Genomic DNA, 18,567 nt, shown 5'->3' with positions numbered 1-18,567 from the left:
CTCGTTCAGAACTATCAGTCTTATTATAAGGTAGTCAGACGGGGCCCGCTCGCAGCAGGCCCTGCATCAGAAGTTATCAGTCTGCTTGAACAGACCCACACGCAGATCCTTTGCGGTGTAGATGACACGGCCATCCACGGCCACAGTACCGTCAGCAATACCCATTACCAGCTTGCGCTCGATAACGCGCTTCAACTGGATATGGTAGGTCACTTTCTTGGCTTCAGGCAGTACCTGGCCGGTGAACTTCACCTCGCCGGAGCCCAGTGCACGACCGCGGCCTTCATTGCCACGCCAGCCCAGGAAGAAACCAACCAGCTGCCACATGGCATCCAGGCCCAGGCAGCCAGGCATCACCGGGTCGCCCGGGAAGTGGCATTCGAAGAACCAGAGGTCCGGACGGATATCCAGTTCGGCAATGATTTCGCCCTTGCCGTACTCGCCGCCGTCTGTGTTGATCTCAAGGATACGATCAAGCATCAGCATGTTGCCAATCGGCAGCTGTGCGTTGCCGGGGCCAAACATTTCGCCGTGGCCGCACTGCAGCAGTTGCTCGCGTTCAAATGAAGAAGGTCGTGTCATAAGAAACCGTTATTCCAGAGGCATTTCATCAATATTTCCGCGATTATACCGGTTTGCACCCCTTCAGGCACGAGCTGCGTCATGTATTTTGCTCATTCGCTGTACGGGATACCGGGCGTTTCTGATCGCCTGAAGGCGGGGTCGGGAAAAATTGATGCTGTTAACGAATAGGACAGCAAGTGGGCAGGCAGGTTCAGACGGGGCCAGCAGATCGCTGTACCCCGCTCGTGAAGCAGGCTTACTGGGTGCGATCCAGTGCCTGTTCGGTCAGTGTGATCAGGGTGTCACGGAAGGAGGTGGCCGGCAGTGCATCAAGAGCGCTGACCGCCTTATCCAGCTCGGCGCGTGCCTGATCACGGGTGTAGTCGATGGCACCGGTGCGCTGAACAATCTCCAGAACCGGCTCCAGGTCGTCCAGGCCGCCTTCGCGGATGGCGCGACGAATCAGTTTGCGATCATCTTCGCTGCCAACGCGCATGGCATAGATCAGCGGTAGAGTGGCTTTACCCTCGGCCAGATCATCACCCACGTTCTTGCCCATGGTGTCGCTGTCTGACAGGTAATCCAGCAGGTCGTCCACGATCTGGAAGGCGATACCCAGGTGGCGGCCATACAGACGCAGGGCTTCACGTTCTTCGGCAGGGGCATCCGCCAGGATGGCACCCACTTCGGTTGCCGCCTCGAACAGCATGGCTGTCTTGCCCAGAATCACCTGCATGTAGGAATCTTCGCTGGTGTCCGGGTTACGCTGGTTCAGCAGCTGCAGGACTTCGCCTTCGGCGATCACGGTGGTGGCGTTGGAGATTACCTGCATGATTTCCATGCGGCCGATATCCACCATCATCTGGAAGGAGCGGGAGTAGAGGAAGTCGCCGACCAGTACGCTGGGCGCATTGCCCCACTTGGCATTGGCGGTCGCGTTACCGCGGCGCAGTTCGGAGTTGTCCACCACATCGTCGTGCAGCAGAGTCGCGGTGTGGATAAATTCGATCACCGCGGCCAGTGGAATGTGCTGTTCGCCCTTGTAACCGCAAGCGTTGGCACTGAGCAGAACCAGCAGAGGGCGCAGGCGCTTGCCACCACCGGCAACAATATGATGGCCTATTTTCTCCACCAGAGGCACGTTGGAGCCCAGATGGTTGAGAATGTAATCGGTAACGGCATCGAACTGTGGCTCAATGGCCGAGTTTAGCTGGTGTGGCTGCATGGACGGGTTCTGTATGTGGACTGAACACCCGCCGCATGCTAGGCGGCAGGGTCTGGGGTGTCAAGTCAGCCCCGTGGAAGGCCCGTTATTACGGCAGGATAAAGTCACCTGGCCGGTTGCGGGGAGGTGGCGTTTGCAGTACAATTTCGCGCCTTAAACCTGTCCATCGACGCTCCCTACCATAGGGTGCCAGAATCCACCGCGGTTTCGGCCATTAGAAGTAGGTTTCGTATCCAGTAGCCGGGCAGGTTAAATCTTGGAGAAAAGCATGTTCGCAGTAATCGTAAGCGGCGGTAAGCAGTACCGTGTGCAGGAAGGTCAGACTCTGAAACTGGAGAAACTGACTGCTGACGCTGGTTCCAGCATTGAATTCGATCGTGTGCTGCTGGTCGGCAATGGCGACGACATCAAAGTTGGTGCGCCGGTTGTAGATGGTGCCAAAGTGGCTGCAGAAGTTGTTGGTCACGGCCGCGGCGAAAAGGTCAACATCATCAAGTTCCGTCGTCGTAAGCACCACATGAAGCGTCAGGGTCACCGTCAGTGGTTCACTGAAGTGAAAATCACTGGTATCAGTGCCTGATTAACCGAACTTAGGAGATAGAAGAATGGCTCATAAGAAGGCTGGTGGTTCAACGCGTAACGGACGCGACTCAGAATCGAAACGCCTCGGCGTTAAGCGTTTTGGTGGTCAGGCTGTTACCGCTGGCAACATCCTGATGCGTCAGCGTGGCACCAAGTTCCACGCTGGTGAGAACGTAGGTCTGGGTAAAGATCACACTCTGTTCGCTAAAGCGGATGGCGTGGTCAAGTTCGAGACCAAAGGTCCTCACAACCGTAAATTCATCAGCGTCGTACCTGCCTAAGGCATTTGCACGCTGTATCAAAAAGCTCCGCCCAGGCGGAGCTTTTTTCGTTATGAGCCCAGTGTCGTTGACGCCGGGTTCGCTCCCCCGAGGTATACTGTGCCAGGGGTTATGTATTTTAAGTGTTGGAGGTAGCGATGAAATTTGTCGATGAGGCAACCATTACGGTGGAAGCCGGCAAGGGGGGCAACGGGTGCCTTAGCTTCCGGCGCGAGAAATACATCCCCAAAGGCGGCCCGGACGGTGGCGATGGTGGTGATGGCGGTTCTGTATTTGTAGAAGCGGATGAGTCGCTTAACACGCTGATCGATTATCGCTTTACCCGTCGCTTTAAGGCGGAAAGCGGTGAAGCGGGCAGTGGGCGCAACTGTACCGGTTCCAAGGGTGAAGATCTGGTGCTGAAACTGCCGGTGGGTACCACTGTCGTCGACGTGGATACCAACGAGGTGTTGGCAGACCTCACTCACGTGGGTCAGCGCGAGAAGATCGCCCAGGGTGGCTGGCATGGTCTGGGTAACACGCGCTTCAAGAGCAGTGTGAACCGTACCCCGCGCCAGACCACCAAAGGCAGTGAAGGTGAATTGCGTCAGCTGCGTCTTGAGCTGAAGGTACTGGCGGATGTCGGTTTGCTGGGCCTTCCCAATGCGGGCAAGTCGACCCTGATCCGTTCCATCTCGGCTGCACGTCCGAAAGTGGCGGACTACCCGTTCACCACGCTGGTTCCTAACCTGGGTGTTGTACGTACCGAAGCGCACCGCAGCTTCGTGGTGGCTGATATTCCGGGCATCATTGAAGGCGCGGCCGAGGGTGCCGGTTTGGGCATTCGCTTCCTCAAGCATCTGGCCCGTAACCGCGTGTTGCTGCACCTGGTAGACATGGCGCCCTGGGACGAGAAAACCCCGGCGGAAGCCGCGCTGACGGCTGTGCGAGAGCTGGAAAAATTCAGCCCTACGCTGGCCGAGCAGCCGCGCTGGTTGCTGCTCAACAAGCTGGACCTGCTGCCGGAAGAGGAGCAGGAAGAGGCCTGTCAGGCCGTGATTGATGCACTGGGCTGGGAAGGCCCGCTGTATCGTATCTCGGCGCTGAACAAGAGCGGTTTGACGCCGCTGGTACACGATCTTCAGGAGTATCTGGATGCCCGTGCCGAAGCGGTGGCGGAAGAACCGGAGCTGCTGGAAGAAGAGCGTCGTATCCGTGCCATTATCGATGAAGAGGCGCGTGAGAACCTGCGTCGTCTGAAAGCGGAAATGCGCGCGCGACGCGAAGCGGAAGATGATCTGGATGATGATGACTTCGATGACGATGATTACGACATCGAAGTGGAGTATGTGCGCTGACGGAGTGTGACAAGTGACAGCGGGACGCAAGGGCTTGGCCCAGCCTGGGCGCTGGGTGGTGAAGATTGGTAGTGCGCTGTTGACCAATGATGGTCAGGGGCTCGACCAGAACGCAATTGCCGGCTGGGTTGACCAGCTGGTGGAGCTGACCCGTCGCGGGGTCGAGGTGATCCTCGTCTCCTCGGGTTCAGTGGCCGAGGGCATGACCCGGCTGGGCTGGTCCGAGCGACCGCGTGAGATCTACCGCCTGCAGGCCGCCGCCGCTGTCGGTCAGATGGGGCTGGTACAGGCCTATGAAGCCAACTTCCGTCGTCATGGCATGCACACCGCTCAGGTGCTGTTGACCCATGACGACATGTCCAACCGCAAGCGTTATCTCAATGCGCGTTCAACCCTGCGTACCCTGATCGAAATGGGTGTGGTGGCGGTGGTCAACGAGAATGACACCGTGGTCACCAGTGAAATCCGTTTCGGTGACAATGACACCCTGGGTGCGCTGGTCGCCAACGCGGTGGAAGCGGATGCGCTGATTCTGCTGACCGACCAGAACGGCCTCTACACGGCCGACCCACGCAATAACCCTGATGCTGAATTGATCACCGAAGCCATGGCGGGCGAAGAGCGTCTGGATGCCATGGCCGGTGGTGGTGGCAAGCTGGGGCGTGGCGGTATGGCGACCAAGGTGCGGGCGGCCAAACTGGCGGCGCGCTCAGGTGCGGTCACGGTGATTGCCAGTGGGCGTGAGCCGGATGTGCTGCTGAAGCTGCATTCAGCCGAGCAGGTCGGCACCCTGTTGTTACCTGAGCGTGAGCCCATGGCGGCACGCAAGCAGTGGATTGCCGGTCATTTGCAGGCACGTGGCACGCTGGTGCTGGATGCCGGTGCAGTTAAAGCACTGGTGGAAGGTGGCAAGAGCCTGTTGCCCGCGGGTGTGCGTTCGGTCAGCGGTGACTTCTCCCGTGGCGAGATGGTGATCATGATGGATGAATCCGGGCGTGTGATAGCCCGTGGTCTGGCCAACTATGGTGCCGTGGACGCCGATAAAATCATAGGTCGCCCCAGTAGCGTGATTGAAGAACAGTTGGGCTTTATGGGAGAGGAAGAGTTGGTGCACCGGGATAATCTTATCCTGGCCTGATTCGCCCTCGGCAAACGACAGACACAAAAAAACCGGCAGATGCCGGTTTTTTTATGCTTGCCTGAGCGGCTTATGCCATCGCTTTGATGCGGGCGTTCAGACGGCTCTTGGTGCGGGCGATCTTGTTCTTGTGGAAGATGCCTTTGTTCACAGAGCTATCCAGTACCGGCTGAGCGGCCTTGAATGCTTCCTGAGCTGCAGCCTGGTCACCGCTATCGATAGCAGCGAAAACTTTTTTCATGTACGTGCGCGCCATGGAGCGCAGGCTAGCGTTGTGCTGACGACGCTTCTCCGCCTGACGAGCGCGTTTTTTGGATCCTGCGGAATTAGCCACGATCCGGCTCCTTTAGGTAATTAGTTGATCAAAAACGGCGATGGAGTGCCGAAAAATTAGACGCGACATTATTCATGCCAGACGCCAGAATGTCAACTAAATGACCAGTTATCACGCGGAGTTTTGTCTGTTTAGTAAACAGGGATATGATCTGCGCTCATTTTACGGAAGGCGGTCGGGGAGGCCTAGTGGCGGACGAGCAAAAAACGGAAGGGGGCGGTCTGCTCCGTTCCAGCGCGATGGTTGGCATCATGACCCTGATATCGCGAGTGCTGGGGCTGGTGCGCGATGTGGTTATTGCCGGCTACTTTGGTGCCAGTGGCAGTGCCGACGCCTTCTTTGTCGCCTTCAAGATTCCCAACTTCCTTCGCCGCCTCTTTGCCGAGGGTGCGTTCTCGCAGGCGTTTGTGCCGGTGTTGTCCGAGTATCGCACCCAGCGGGATCTGGCGGCCGTGCAGGAGCTGGTGCACCGGGTGTCCGGTGCGTTGGGCTCAGTGCTCATTCTGATTACCCTGATAGCCGTATTGGGTGCGCCGGTGCTGGCGGCGCTGTTTGCGCCCGGCTTCTACATGCAAGACAGTGAGAAGTTCGCGCTGGCGTCGGACATGCTGCGAATCACCTTCCCCTATCTGTTGTTGATCTCACTGACGGCCTTTTGTGGCGCCATTCTCAACAGCTACGGCCGCTTTGCCGTTCCTGCCTTTACGCCGGTATTGCTCAACCTCTGTCTGATCGGCTCCGCGGTGCTGCTCAGTCCGCTGCTGGAAACGCCGATCATGGCGCTGGCCTGGGGGGTATTGATGGCCGGTACGGTACAGCTGCTGTTCCAGTTGCCGTTTCTGGCGCGCATGAAACTGATGCCAATCCCCAAATCCGGATTCAAGGACGAGGGTGTGCGCCGCATTCTCAAGCTGATGCTACCGGCGTTGTTCGGTGTGTCGGTGGCGCAGATCAACCTGTTGCTGGATACGGTGTTGGCCTCCTTCCTGCAGACCGGCAGTGTGTCCTGGCTGTACTACTCAGACCGGTTGTCCGAGTTGCCACTGGGGGTATTCGGGATTGCCATCGCCACGGTGATCCTGCCCAGCCTGTCGCGTAATCATGCCGGCAAGGACCCGGAGCGCTTTGCCCGTACGCTGGACTGGGCCATGCGCATGGTGCTGCTGATCGGTCTGCCGGCGGCGCTGGCGCTGGCGGTACTGGCGGAGCCCTTGATTGCGACCCTGTTCCACTACGGCGAGATGACCGACTTCGATGTGCAGATGGCGGCGTTGAGTCTGCGTGCCTATGCCTTTGGCCTGCTCGCGTTCATGCTGATCAAGGTGCTGGCGCCGGGATACTTCTCGCGTCAGGACACCAAAACGCCGGTGAGAATTGCCGTCAAGGCGATGTTGGCCAATATGGTGTTCAACCTTATTCTGATCTGGCCGCTGGCTCATGCCGGGCTGGCGCTGGCGACCTCGCTGTCGGCGTTCATGAATGCCGGCTGGTTGCTGCACGGATTGATTCGCGAAGGCGTGTTCCGTTGGCAGCCGGGCTGGGGCATGACACTGGTGCGTCTGTCGGCGTCGGCTGGTGCGATGGTAGCGGTTCTGTTGGCCATTCAGTCCCAGTTGGATGACTGGCTGCAGGCGGGGCTCTGGGTGCGAGTGCAGTGGATGGCGCTGCTGGTTGTAGCCGGTGGCGGCTCCTATGTGCTGATGCAGCTGTTGCTGGGGTTGCGGCCACGTCATTTGCGCGGTTGAGCACTTTCTGAGCGGTACTCGTGACAGGCTGAGTACGGTATACTTCGCAGTCCACATTCTGGCGCTGGTTCAGCAACTGCATGGAACTGATACGAGGCTTACATAATCTGCGTGACCGACACCGTGGCTGCGTAGCGACGATCGGCAACTTCGATGGCGTACATCTGGGCCACCGCAAGGTGTTGGCGCAGGTGAAAGCGAAGGCGGCTGCACTGGGATTGCCCAGTGTTGCGATCATCTTTGAACCCCAGCCAAGGGAGTTCTTTGGTGGTGACAGCGTGCCGCCGCGCCTGACGCGTTTTGACGAGAAGGTACGCCTGCTCGCCGCCGAAGGGGTGGATCGTGTCCTGTGCCTGACATTCAATGCCCGCCTGCGCCAGATGTCGGCAGCTGAATTTGTCGATGAGTTGCTGCTGAAAGGCCTGGCGGTCCAGCATTTCGTGGTTGGCGACGACTTCCGTTTTGGCTGTGATCGCAAGGGCGATTTCAACATGCTGATCGAAGCCGGCAAACGCCACGGCTTCAGTGTCGAACATACCGCGACCTTCATGCTGGACGGCGACCGTGTCAGCAGTACCCGGATTCGTCAGGCGCTGCTGAACAAGGACTTTGCTCTGGCCGAGCGTCTGCTGGGTTGGCGTTATGCCGTCACCGGCCGCGTCATGCACGGCCAGAAACTGGGGCGCCAGCTGGGCGTGCCGACGGCCAATGTGCGCATGCACCGTTATCCTTGCCCCCTGCGCGGCGTCTTTGCCGTCCATGCCCTGCTGGGTGGCGAGCGACTTCAAGGTGTGTGTAACGTGGGGATGCGGCCCACGGTAAATGGCCGCCAGCCGGTGCTGGAAGTCCATTTGTTGAATTACAGCGGAGAGGAGATCTATGGCCGCCTGATGCGGGTCGAGTTTCTCCACTTCATCCGGGACGAGCGCGCCTTCGACGGCATCGACGCGCTCAAGACCCAGATCGAAACCGATATTGACCATGTCCGTGCCTGGTTTGACCAGGCGGCTCGAGACTGACTGACCTCAGGAAGCGACCTGTTATGACCGATTACAAAGCCACACTGAACCTGCCGGAAACGGCCTTCCCGATGCGCGGCAACCTGCCCAAGCGTGAGCCGGGCTGGCTGGAGCACTGGGACAAGATCGACCTCTACGGCCAGCTGCGTGCTGAGGGCAAGGGGCGCAAGAGCTTCATCCTGCACGACGGCCCTCCCTACGCCAACGGCAATATTCATATCGGTCATGCGGTGAACAAGGTGATCAAGGACATGATCATCAAATCCAAGACCCTGAGCGGCTTTGATGCGCCCTACGTGCCGGGCTGGGACTGTCATGGTCTGCCCATCGAGCACAAGGTCGAGACCCTGATCGGCAAGGCCGGTGACAAGGTGCCTTACCGTGAATTCCGTCAGAAGTGCCGTGAGTACGCCGCCGAGCAGGTGGCCGGTCAGAAAGCCGACTTCATCCGTCTGGGTATCCAGGGTGACTGGGACAATCCCTACCTGACCATGAACTTCGACACCGAAGCCAACATCGTCCGTGCACTGGGCAAGATCATCGAGAATGGTCACCTGGTGAAGGGCTACAAGCCGGTGTACTGGAGCGTGGTCGGTCAGTCTGCGCTGGCAGAAGCCGAAGTGGAATATCAGGACAAGACCTCCACCGCCATCGACGTGCGTTTCACCTTTGTCGATCAGGACAAGGTACTGGCACTGTTCGACACGGCTGCCGGTGAAGCGCCGGTCTCCGTTGTGATCTGGACCACCACTCCCTGGACCATTCCGGCCAACCAGGCTGTCTCCCTGAATGGCGAGCTGGACTACGCGCTGGTTGAAGCCCACACCGAGCAGGGCGTTGACCGCATGGTGCTGGCCGCTGAAATGGTCGACGACATCATGGCGCGCTGGGGTGTGGACAAGTACGACGTACTGGCGACCTGCAACGGCAGCGCGCTGGAACTGCTGCAGCTCAAGCACCCGGTCTACGACAAGCAGGTGCCCCTGATCCTGGGTGATCACGTCACTACCGACGCCGGTACCGGTGCCGTACACACGGCGCCCGATCACGGTATGGAAGACTTTGTGGTGGGTCAGGAATATGGTCTGAGCACCCTGAACCTGGTGCAGGCCAACGGTACCTACACCGATGCGGCAGGCGAGTTTGCCGGTGTCCACGTGTACAAGGCTGACGGCCCTGTGTGCGAAGCACTGGAACGTGAAGGCAAACTGGTTCACCTGAAGCGTTTCCAGCACAGCTACCCGCACTGCTGGCGCACCAAGACTCCGCTGATCTACCGCGCCACGCCGCAGTGGTTCGTGTCCATGGAAGCCAAGGGGCTGAAGAGCTCGGCAATGGATGCCATCAAGGGCGTGCAGTGGTTCCCCGAGTGGGGCCAGAACCGTATCGAGTCCATGGTTGATCAGAGCCCGGACTGGTGTGTTTCCCGTCAGCGTACCTGGGGTGTGCCGATCACCGTGTTCACCCACAAGCAGACCGGTGAACTGCACCCGAATACCGCGGCCCTGATCGAACAGGTGGCCGAGAAGATCGAAGAAGGCGGCATCGATGCCTGGTTCGAGCTGGATGCAGCTGAATTGCTGGGTGTCGAAGCCGGTGAATACGACAAGGTCACCGATACCCTGGACGTCTGGTTCGACTCCGGTGTGACTCATCATGCCGTTCTGCGTCAGCGCGAAGGCCTGAGCTTCCCGGCGGACATGTACCTGGAAGGTTCCGACCAGCACCGCGGCTGGTTCCAGTCCTCTCTGAAAACGTCCATCGCCATCAATGGCTGTGCGCCGTACAAGCAGGTGCTGACCCACGGCTTCACCGTGGACGAGAAGGGCTACAAAATGTCCAAGTCGCTGGGCAACGTGATCGCGCCTCAGGAAGTGACCGACAGCCTGGGTGCCGACATCCTGCGCCTGTGGGTGGCATCGACCGATTACTCTGGCGAGATGGCCGTGTCCAAGCAGATCCTGCAGCGTACAGCCGACAGCTACCGTCGTATCCGTAACACCTCCCGCTTCCTGCTGGCCAACCTGAACGGGTTTGATCCGGCTGAGCACATGGTCGATGCTGCAGACATGCTGGCGCTGGACCGCTGGGCGGTGGATGCAGCAGCCCAGCTGCAGAAGAAAGTCGTTGCGGCCTACGACAGCTACCGTTTCCTCGATGTGTACCAGCAGGTTCACCACTTCTGCGTGCAGGAGCTGGGTGGTTTCTACCTGGATATCATCAAGGACCGTCAGTACACCACCAAGCCGGACTCGCTGGCGCGTCGTTCCTGCCAGACCGCACTGTTCCACATCGCTCAGGCGCTGGTGCGCTGGGTTGCGCCGATCCTCAGCTTCACCGCTGAAGAGATCTACGCGGCACTGCCGGGCGAGCACCGTGACTCCATCCTGCTGACCACCTGGTACGAGGATCTGTTCGAACTGGCTGAAGACGAGCCGTTCGGCAGCGACTTCTGGCAGCGTGTGATGGCGGTTAAAGGCGCGGTCAACAAGTGTCTGGAAGATGCCCGTAACGAAAAACTGGTGAAAGCCTCCCTGGCGGCAGAAGCAACACTGTATGTGGACGCTGACCTGCACGCCGATCTGGCACGTCTGGGTGACGAATTGCGCTTCGTGCTGATCACCTCTGAAGCCAACCTGAAGCCGCTGTCCGAGGCTGGCGATGCCCGTGCCACTGACGTGGAAGGCCTGAAGGTGGCGGTTGTTGCCTCTGAACACGCCAAGTGTGGCCGTTGCTGGCACCACCGCGAAGATGTGGGCAGCCACAGCGAGCACGAAGAACTGTGCGGCCGCTGTGTCACCAATGTGGAAGGTGAGGGCGAACAGCGCGAATTTGCCTGATGACAATCGCCACTTCCCCCACGACTGGAGCCAGCGCCCTGCGCTGGCTCTGGCTGACTCTGGTGGTACTGGTGCTGGACCTGGGAACCAAGTTCCTGGCCGACACCCTGCTGACCTACGCTGACCCGGTGCCCCTGCTGCCGGTATTTGATCTGACCCTGCTCTATAACACAGGTGCTGCCTTCAGCTTCCTGGCCTCACATGATGGCTGGCAACGCTGGCTGTTTGTCGCCATCGCGGTGGGCATGAGCCTGTTCCTGCTGCACTGGATGTGGCGCACACCCAGGGCGCAGAAAGCTTTGGGAATTGGCCTGGCACTGGTGCTGGGCGGTGCTCTGGGCAACCTGTTTGATCGTACCGTGCATGGGTATGTGGTGGATTTCATCTCCCTGCACTGGGGTGGGTACTACTTCCCGGCATTCAATATTGCGGACAGTGCCATTACCCTTGGCACCCTGTTGCTGCTGCTGGACATGTTCCGGCCCGGTACAGGCTCCTCAAAAGACTAGGTATACAGATAGATGACAGATGTAGCTATCGGGCCGGGCACGGCCATTACGCTGAACTTTGCGATCAAGCTGGAAGACGGCCAGATCATCGACAGCAACTTCGATGCCGAGCCGGCCCGTTTTGAATTTGGTGATGGCAACATCCCCGAAGGCTTTGAACAGGCATTGCTGGGGCTGAAAACCGGTGAGCATGTTGAACTGACCATCGCACCCGAGCGCGGTTTTGGCATGCACAATCCGAGCAATATCCAGATCATGCCACGCAGCCAGTTCAAGGATATGGAGCTGGAGCCGGGTCTGGTGGTGTCCTTCCAGGAACCCGGTGGTGAACTCCCCGGCATGATCACCGATTTCAACGACGACAAGGTCACCGTGGACTTCAACCATCCGCTGGCCGGCAAAACCCTGATCTTTGAAGTAGACGTCAAGGCGGTCGAAGCCGCTTGACGGTTGCGTAAAAAATGACCAGTCTCTAAGGGTGAGGTCAAGGAATGACCACTAATCCACCCATTCATGAAACAGGGATGAATCATGAGCGTCTGCTTGTTCTTTGCTCCTGCCAGGCAGCAGGGGCTGAGCTTGGTAGAGTTGATGGTAGTTGTTGCTGTTCTGGCAATAGTCATTGCCGTTGCTCCAGGCTCTTTTATATCACTTGTCGAAAGCAACCGGCAGGATACAGCCCAGAATGAAATCACATCGCTACTTAACCTGGTACGGTCAACGGCAATTAGCAGTAACAGCCGTGTAACCTTATGTCGCACCGGTAATTTGCAGCAATGCTCGGGAGATATCCGTATAGGCAACCAGCGCTGGCAGGGCGCCATAGCATTTATTGACTTAAATCAGGATAGAACTGTTGGTGCTCAGGAAACTGTACTCCGCGTTGCTACTTTTGATGATCCCGTGCGCATAATTTGGAACCGGGGAGATTCACTGGTGTATCAGCCTGATGGCTCTGTGCTAGGTGGCTCCAATGGCACGTTTACGATCACCACACCCGGCAGTTCATATTCGAATCTTGTCGTTGTATCGCTACCAGGGCGCATTCGCATTGCTTCAACAGGCAGCTAGTACGCGAAGCTGGTGAATGTTTATCTTCAGACGAAAAGGGGGTGAAATGTCTGATTATGTAATCGTAGGGGCTGGCGTCATCGGTTTGATGACGGCACGTTTTCTGGCGCAGGGTGGCGCCAAGGTTAAACTGATCGAACGCGGTACCAGTGCGCGCGAGGCGTCCTGGGCCGGTGGCGGGATCGTCTCGCCCTTGTACCCCTGGCGCTACCAGGACGCCGTGACCTCACTGGCGCTCTGGTCCCAGAGCAGTTACGTGCATCTGGCGCAGGAGTTGCTGGCCGAAACCGGTTGCGACCCTGAGTTGCGCCAGAAAGGCATGCTGATGCTGGATGTGAAGCCGGAAGAAGAAGCGGTGGCACTGGATTGGGCACGCCGCTACCACCGCCCGCTGACCAAGGTTGGCGCCGACTTTATCTACCGCACCGAGGAACATCTGGCGCCGGGGTTCGAGTCCGCCATCTGGATGCCGGAAGTTGCCAGTATCCGTAACCCGCGTCTGGGTCAGGCATTGCGTGAAAGCGTGCGCAAACACCCCAATATTACCCTGTGTGAAGACAGCGAAGTCACCGGCTTCAGCCTCTTTGGCGAGCGCGTGCTGGGTGTTAAAACCACACGTGGCGAGCACCAGGGTGGTGAAACCATTCTGGCCGGTGGTGCCTGGAGTGGTGAACTGCTGGCGCAGCTGAACCTGGGCCTGCCGGTAGAACCCGTGCGTGGCCAGATGATGGTGTTCAAGGCGGCACCGGGCGTGGTTGACCGCGTAGTGATGCTGGAAGGTCGCTATGTGATTCCGCGCAATGATGGTCGTGTACTGGTGGGCAGTACGCTGGAACATGTCGGTTTCGACAAATCCACCACCGAAGAGGCCAGCCGCAGCCTGTTCGACACCGCTACCCGTATCGTACCGGAACTGGCTGATTATGAAGTGGAACATCACTGGGCCGGATTGCGCCCGGGCTCTCCGGAAGGTGTCCCCTTTATCGGCGCTGTACCGGGCTGGCAGGGCCTGCATTTGAACACCGGCCACTACCGTAACGGGCTGGTGCTGGCGCCGGCATCGACGCGCTTGATGGCCGATCTGCTGCTGGGGCGTTCACCCGTGGTCGATCCTGATGCATACTCTCCTGCTGGACGTTTAACCGCATGCTGAGAGACGCAGGAGATCAATGAGCACACCGATACGGGTCCTGATGGCCCAGTTGAACCTGCTGGTGGGGGATATCCCCGGTAACACTGGCCGTATTATCGAGACCGCGCTTGAGGCACGGGATCGCCACCAGGCAGATCTCGTGCTTTTCCCCGAGCTGGCCCTGAGCGGTTACCCGCCGGAAGACCTGCTGCTGCGTCCCAGCCTGGAACTGCGTATCGAGCAGGCTCTGGAGCGTATCAAGCAGGAAGTGAGCGGCGTAACGCTGGTGCTGGGTTATCCGCGCTACCGTGATGGCGCGCTCTACAACATGGCCGGCGTGATCCGGGACGGTGAGCTGATCTGCGAATATGCCAAGCAGTGTCTGCCCAACTACCAGGTGTTTGATGAGCAGCGCTACTTTGTCGCCGGCGATCAGCCCTGCGTGTTTGAGCATCAGGGCGCACGTATCGGTCTGAGCATCTGCGAGGATATCTGGCACTCCGCTCCTACCGAGCAACTGGCGGACGCGGGTGTGGATCTGGTGTTGAGTCTGAATGCCTCGCCCTATCATATCGGCAAGGCGACCCAGCGTGCCGAAGTGGTAGCACAACGTGCCCGGCAGGTGGGCGCACCCGTGGTGTACCTGAACCAGACCGGTGCCCAGGACGAACTGGTCTTTGATGGCAACTCCCTGCTGCTGTCGGCCGAGGGCGAAACCCTGTTCCGCGGTGCTCATTGTGATGAAGGCCTCTACCTGGCCAGCTTTGATACGGCATCCGGCAAGCTGGCCTCTGAGCAAGCCAGCATCGAAGAACCCACGGCCGACGCCAGTGTGTATCAGGCGCTGGTGATGGGCGTACGTGATTATGTAAACAAGAATGGCTTCAAGGGCGTGGTACTGGGCCTGTCCGGCGGTATCGACTCGGCACTGAGTGTGGCCGTGGCGGTGGATGCGCTGGGCGCTGACCGTGTCGAAGCGGTGATGATGCCGTTCCGTTATACCTCTTCCATGAGTGTGGAAGATGCCGAGGCAGAAGCTCGCGCGCTGGGTATTGCCTACGATGTGATCTCCATTGAGCCGCTGTACGACAGCTTCATGCAGCAGCTGCAGGGGCAACTGGCCGGATACGCACCGGATACCACCGAAGAGAACCTGCAGGCACGCTGCCGTGGCGTGCTGCTGATGGCGATCTCCAACAAGAAGGGCTATCTGGTGCTGACAACCGGCAACAAGAGCGAAATGGCGGTCGGCTATTCCACCCTGTACGGTGACATGGCCGGTGGCTTCGATGTGCTCAAGGATATTCCCAAAACCCTGGTGTACCAGCTGTCGCGCTACCGCAATACGCTGTCGCCGGTGATTCCGCAGCGCGTCATCGACCGTCCGCCTTCTGCCGAGCTGGCGCCGGATCAGACCGATCAGGACAGCCTGCCGGACTACGATGTGCTGGACCGCATTCTGGAGCTCTACGTGGAGCGCGATTACTCCGCCCAGGCAATCATCGACGAGGGCTTTGAACCCGCCGATGTGAACCGGGTGCTGCGATTGGTCGATATCAACGAGTACAAGCGCCGCCAGGCACCGATCGGCCCGCGTGTGACCCAGCGTGGCTTTGGTCGTGACCGCCGCTATCCGATTACGTCAGGCTGGAAGGCCGGTATCTGACCGCCAGGCGCTTGCCTGCTCTGCAATAAATAAACCCGGCTATTTAGCCGGGTTTTTTGTTATCCAGAACGGTCTCGTTAGAGCGCGGTGTAGTCCATCACCAGTTCCGGCAGCAGCAGGCTGAGCTGGGGTACAAACGTGACCAGCAGCACCATGGGCAGGTGGCCCAGCAACAGGAACTTCAGGGTCGGCTTCAGGTACTGATCCAATGACAGCTTGCTGACACCTCCAGCCATATAGAGCATAGGGGCACAGGGCGGCGAGACATTACCCAGCCCCAGGTTTACACCCACTACAGCGGCAAAATGGATCGGGTCTATACCCAGTTGCTGAATCACCGGCAGGAAAATCACCGCGGCCAGCACACTGCCGGAGATGTCATCGACGATCATGCCGATCAGCAGCAACATGATGTTGATCAGAAAGAGGATGACGTACTTGTTATCGGAGATCTGCAGCAGCGACTCGGCCAGTTCCTTGGGCACCTGCTCCAGAATCATGGTGCGACTCATGATGAACAGGAAAAACAGTACCGCCATAATGGAGCCGGTCATGGTGACCGCCTTGATGGTGGCACTGCCAAAGGTCTTCAGCGTCAGCCCGCGATAGATGAACAGACCAACCGGAATGGCATAGAGCACCGCGATGGCAGCAGCCTCGGTGGGGGTGGCAATACCACTGTAAATGGCGCCTAGAATCAGCAGCGGCATCAGCAGCGCAAAGCCGGCACTGCCAGCGGATTTCATCACGCCTTTGGTGGCGGCGGCCAGCGGCAGAGGGGCATCGACCTTGATCTGGTCGTTGTCCTTGAGAAACCAGAAGTTCAGGCCGCAATACACCAGTGTCAGCAGAATGCCCGGGATGATGGTTGACAGGAACGCCGCACCGACAGAAATGCCACCGGTGATGGAAAAAACGATCATCGGAATACTGGGCGGAATCATCAGGGCCAGCACCGAGGAGCAGGCAACCAGTGCCGTGGCATGCCCGGCCGGGTAGCCTTCTCGAACCATGCGCGGAATCATCACCTGGCCAATGGCCGCAATAGCGGCTGATGAGCTGCCGGAGATGGCGCCGAACAGGGCGCAGGTAAGAACGGTGACAGCACCCAGGCCGCCCTTGATACGGCCGACAATGGAGTTGACGAAGTTCAGCAAGCGCTCCGAAATACCGCCTTCAGCCATCAGGATTCCGGCATAGATAAACAGTGGCAGAGCCAGAAGGGCAAAACCACTGGCGGTTTTGAAACCGTGGGGAATCAGGAAGGAAATGTTGTTATCGGTGAGGAAGGCAAACAGCAGAGCGCCGATGCCAAATGAAAAGGCGACGGGTACTTGGGCCAGCAGCAGCACCACAATCACGGCCATGGCAATCAGGAACAGAGTCATCCTTTGGGACCTCCCGAAGCTTGGTGGTCCAGGTGACGCAATTCACGCCATGTGCGGACGGCCTGAGTCAGGAAGCAGATGGTCATCATGCTGAAGCCAACAATCATGCTGGCGCTCCAGAAGCCTTTCGGCCAGCGCAGATAGATACTGCTGCGTCCTTTTTCAATCACGAAAAATGCGTACTTGCAGGCAAAGTAGCCAAAAATTAGTGCAGCAATCAGGCAAACGATCAAACTGGCCAGCTCGATCAGCTTAAGCTTCCAGGGATCTTTCACCAGCAGCGAGACGATGCCACCGGAGATATGTTCACGGGTCAGGCTGGCATAGCCCATCCCCAGAAAATAGACCCAGACGCCCAGCAGTATCGCCAGTTCTTCAATACCGGCAAAGGGTGAGTCCAGGAAGTAACGCATGATGACCTGAGCAAACATCAGGCCCGCCAGCCCTAAGCCGGCCAGGAACATGAGGAATTTATAGCTGCTCAGCAGCAGGTGGGTGAAGGTGTTGAGTTTGACCGACACCACCTCCACATCGGCGGATGCCGTCATGGCAGATGAAGATTGTTGCATGGGGGGTAGCCTCCCGAAGAGCACTGGCTGCCACAGGATCGTGGCAGCCTTAACACAGGGACAGATCAGTTGATGGCGGCAATCTTGCGCATCATGTCCATGATGTCGGTTCCGACGACATCTTCCATGTAGGGCCATTCGTTGGCGTAGAGGCTGTCCTTGGCTTTCTGCAGCTGGGTCGGCGTCAGCTCGACGACATCAATACCGTGTTCACGCACCTTGGCCAGATAATCTTCATCAATGCTGCGTGCCTTGTCCCAGACCACATTCAGTGTGGCATCCGCGGCAGCCCGGATGTCCTTGCGTTCCTGCTCCGGCAGATCATCCCACCAGTCCTTGTTGACCAGCCAGAAGGCATGCTCGAAATAATCCCGGGTTAGCACGTAGCTTTCCAGTACATCACGCATCTGCCAGATCTCGACCGCAGGACCAAAGGCACGGCCGTCGACGGTGCCCAGCTGAAGTGCGGTGTACAGTTCAGAGAACGGCATGGGAACTGCGCTGAAGCCCAGATTGTTAAAGCGTTCGACGGCGAGCGGGGTGGGTACGACTCGCATCTTGATGCCCTTGGCATCTTCGGGGAAGTTGGTCGGTACCTTGCCGACACCCTTGCGGATGGTAATGGAGCCAAATCCGGCCGGGATAATACCCAGTGACACCAGGTCATTCTCTTCCAGAATCTGGTTGTACACATCGACCATGGGGCCACCGGGGCCGTACACTTCGCGTGCTTTTTCCCAGCTGTCCACAACATACCCCAGCCAGGTCAGATCAAGACGCGGGTCGAACTCTGAGGCACCATAGGTGATTGTCATCGGAATGGCGCCCTGCATGGTTTGCTCGAACAGGGAGGTCCAGTCACCCAGGTCTCCACCGGGGTGATACTCAACGTCATAATCCGGGTTTTGGGCGTCCAGCTCGGTGATAAACTGTTCGGAAGTGGCGTGGAAAATGTGATCGGTATTCATGGCCTGCGCCAGGATGAAGCTGTCATCGGCCTGTGCGGTTGAGGCCAGTGGCAGGCTGACGGCGGCTGCCAGAGTGCAGGATTTGAAAAGCGCGGAAAGCTTGGGCTTGATAGTCATTGTGACCCCCAGTGTTGTTGTTATGTGTGGTCATCACACCCTCTGAAAAGCAGTGCCTGTGCCGAGGGTGTTGAAGCAGTCT

Annotated in this window: 18 protein-coding genes; 12 read left to right on the top strand and 6 right to left on the bottom strand. The window is 58.5% G+C overall.

The window, feature by feature from the left end; genetic code table 11:
* Positions 1 to 66: 66 nt before the first annotated feature.
* Together fabA and ispB are read right to left on the bottom strand one after the other, a co-directional pair.
* The gene (fabA, locus tag BW956_RS17675) at positions 67 to 582 is read right to left on the bottom strand and encodes a 3-hydroxyacyl-[acyl-carrier-protein] dehydratase FabA (RefSeq protein WP_010321685.1); all 516 of its coding nucleotides are present in this window, start codon (positions 580 to 582) and stop codon (positions 67 to 69) included.
* Positions 583 to 820: 238 nt separating this feature from the next.
* Positions 821 to 1,789 carry an octaprenyl diphosphate synthase gene (ispB, locus tag BW956_RS17670; RefSeq protein ID WP_076464873.1) on the bottom strand — a complete coding sequence of 323 codons (969 nt, stop codon included), beginning with the start codon at positions 1,787 to 1,789 and terminating at the stop codon, positions 821 to 823.
* 268 nt (positions 1,790 to 2,057) lie between these two features.
* Here ispB and rplU point away from each other — a divergent pair, with 268 nt between their 5' ends.
* The 4 genes from rplU (at position 2,058) to proB (ending at position 5,127) form a co-directional block, all read left to right on the top strand.
* The gene (rplU, locus tag BW956_RS17665; protein ID WP_010321683.1) at positions 2,058 to 2,369 is read left to right on the top strand and encodes a 50S ribosomal protein L21; all 312 of its coding nucleotides are present in this window, start codon (positions 2,058 to 2,060) and stop codon (positions 2,367 to 2,369) included.
* 25 nt (positions 2,370 to 2,394) lie between these two features.
* Positions 2,395 to 2,652: a 50S ribosomal protein L27 gene (rpmA, locus tag BW956_RS17660; protein WP_010321682.1), complete on the top strand. Its 258-nt coding sequence runs from the start codon at positions 2,395 to 2,397 to the stop codon at positions 2,650 to 2,652.
* 137 nt (positions 2,653 to 2,789) lie between these two features.
* On the top strand, positions 2,790 to 3,989 hold the full coding sequence (gene cgtA, locus BW956_RS17655) for an Obg family GTPase CgtA (protein ID WP_076464870.1): 1,200 nt from the start codon (positions 2,790 to 2,792) through the stop codon (positions 3,987 to 3,989).
* 13 nt (positions 3,990 to 4,002) lie between these two features.
* Positions 4,003 to 5,127 (top strand): glutamate 5-kinase, encoded by a 1,125-nt coding sequence (gene proB, locus BW956_RS17650; RefSeq protein WP_010321680.1) that lies wholly within the window; start codon positions 4,003 to 4,005, stop codon positions 5,125 to 5,127.
* Between the two features lie 70 nt (positions 5,128 to 5,197).
* Here the strand turns inward: proB and rpsT are convergent, their stop codons facing one another.
* Positions 5,198 to 5,461 carry a 30S ribosomal protein S20 gene (gene rpsT, locus BW956_RS17645; protein WP_010321679.1) on the bottom strand — a complete coding sequence of 88 codons (264 nt, stop codon included), beginning with the start codon at positions 5,459 to 5,461 and terminating at the stop codon, positions 5,198 to 5,200.
* Between the two features lie 239 nt (positions 5,462 to 5,700).
* On the opposite strand from rpsT, the gene murJ reads away from it, so the two are divergent.
* The 8 genes from murJ (at position 5,701) to BW956_RS17605 (ending at position 15,443) form a co-directional block, all read left to right on the top strand.
* Positions 5,701 to 7,206 (top strand): murein biosynthesis integral membrane protein MurJ, encoded by a 1,506-nt coding sequence (gene murJ, locus BW956_RS17640; RefSeq protein ID WP_244894391.1) that lies wholly within the window; start codon positions 5,701 to 5,703, stop codon positions 7,204 to 7,206.
* Positions 7,207 to 7,286: 80 nt separating this feature from the next.
* The gene (gene ribF, locus BW956_RS17635) at positions 7,287 to 8,225 is read left to right on the top strand and encodes a bifunctional riboflavin kinase/FAD synthetase (protein ID WP_076464864.1); all 939 of its coding nucleotides are present in this window, start codon (positions 7,287 to 7,289) and stop codon (positions 8,223 to 8,225) included.
* 23 nt (positions 8,226 to 8,248) lie between these two features.
* Positions 8,249 to 11,065: an isoleucine--tRNA ligase gene (ileS, locus tag BW956_RS17630; protein ID WP_076464861.1), complete on the top strand. Its 2,817-nt coding sequence runs from the start codon at positions 8,249 to 8,251 to the stop codon at positions 11,063 to 11,065.
* Positions 11,065 to 11,574, top strand: a complete 510-nt coding sequence (gene lspA / locus BW956_RS17625; RefSeq protein ID WP_076464858.1) for a signal peptidase II — start codon at positions 11,065 to 11,067, stop codon at positions 11,572 to 11,574. Before ileS ends, lspA begins: the two co-directional genes overlap by 1 nt.
* A 12-nt stretch (positions 11,575 to 11,586) precedes the next feature.
* A complete protein-coding gene (locus tag BW956_RS17620) occupies positions 11,587 to 12,021 on the top strand; it encodes an FKBP-type peptidyl-prolyl cis-trans isomerase (RefSeq protein ID WP_010321674.1) in 435 nt (144 codons plus the stop codon).
* An 84-nt stretch (positions 12,022 to 12,105) separates the two neighbouring features.
* Positions 12,106 to 12,645, top strand: a complete 540-nt coding sequence (locus BW956_RS17615) for a GspH/FimT family pseudopilin (protein ID WP_076464855.1) — start codon at positions 12,106 to 12,108, stop codon at positions 12,643 to 12,645.
* Positions 12,646 to 12,691: 46 nt separating this feature from the next.
* Positions 12,692 to 13,798 carry a glycine oxidase ThiO gene (gene thiO, locus BW956_RS17610; protein WP_076464853.1) on the top strand — a complete coding sequence of 369 codons (1,107 nt, stop codon included), beginning with the start codon at positions 12,692 to 12,694 and terminating at the stop codon, positions 13,796 to 13,798.
* 16 nt (positions 13,799 to 13,814) lie between these two features.
* Positions 13,815 to 15,443, top strand: a complete 1,629-nt coding sequence (locus tag BW956_RS17605; RefSeq protein ID WP_076464850.1) for an NAD+ synthase — start codon at positions 13,815 to 13,817, stop codon at positions 15,441 to 15,443.
* A gap of 77 nt (positions 15,444 to 15,520) precedes the next feature.
* Here BW956_RS17605 and BW956_RS17600 read toward each other — a convergent pair whose 3' ends face one another.
* The 3 genes from BW956_RS17600 to dctP form a co-directional block, all read right to left on the bottom strand.
* Positions 15,521 to 16,831, bottom strand: coding sequence for a TRAP transporter large permease (locus BW956_RS17600; protein WP_076464847.1), 1,311 nt, complete (start codon positions 16,829 to 16,831; stop codon positions 15,521 to 15,523).
* Positions 16,828 to 17,400: a TRAP transporter small permease gene (locus BW956_RS17595; RefSeq protein ID WP_076464845.1), complete on the bottom strand. Its 573-nt coding sequence runs from the start codon at positions 17,398 to 17,400 to the stop codon at positions 16,828 to 16,830. The genes BW956_RS17600 and BW956_RS17595 overlap by 4 nt, the downstream gene beginning before the upstream one ends.
* A 65-nt stretch (positions 17,401 to 17,465) precedes the next feature.
* Positions 17,466 to 18,485 carry a TRAP transporter substrate-binding protein DctP gene (gene dctP, locus BW956_RS17590; protein WP_076464842.1) on the bottom strand — a complete coding sequence of 340 codons (1,020 nt, stop codon included), beginning with the start codon at positions 18,483 to 18,485 and terminating at the stop codon, positions 17,466 to 17,468.
* Positions 18,486 to 18,567 lie beyond the last annotated feature (82 nt).

Origin of the sequence: Marinobacterium stanieri, assembly GCF_900155945.1 — a bacterium.
Taxonomy (GTDB): Bacteria; Pseudomonadota; Gammaproteobacteria; order Pseudomonadales; family Balneatricaceae; genus Marinobacterium; species Marinobacterium stanieri.
This window is presented reverse-complemented; position numbering and strand designations above follow the sequence as displayed.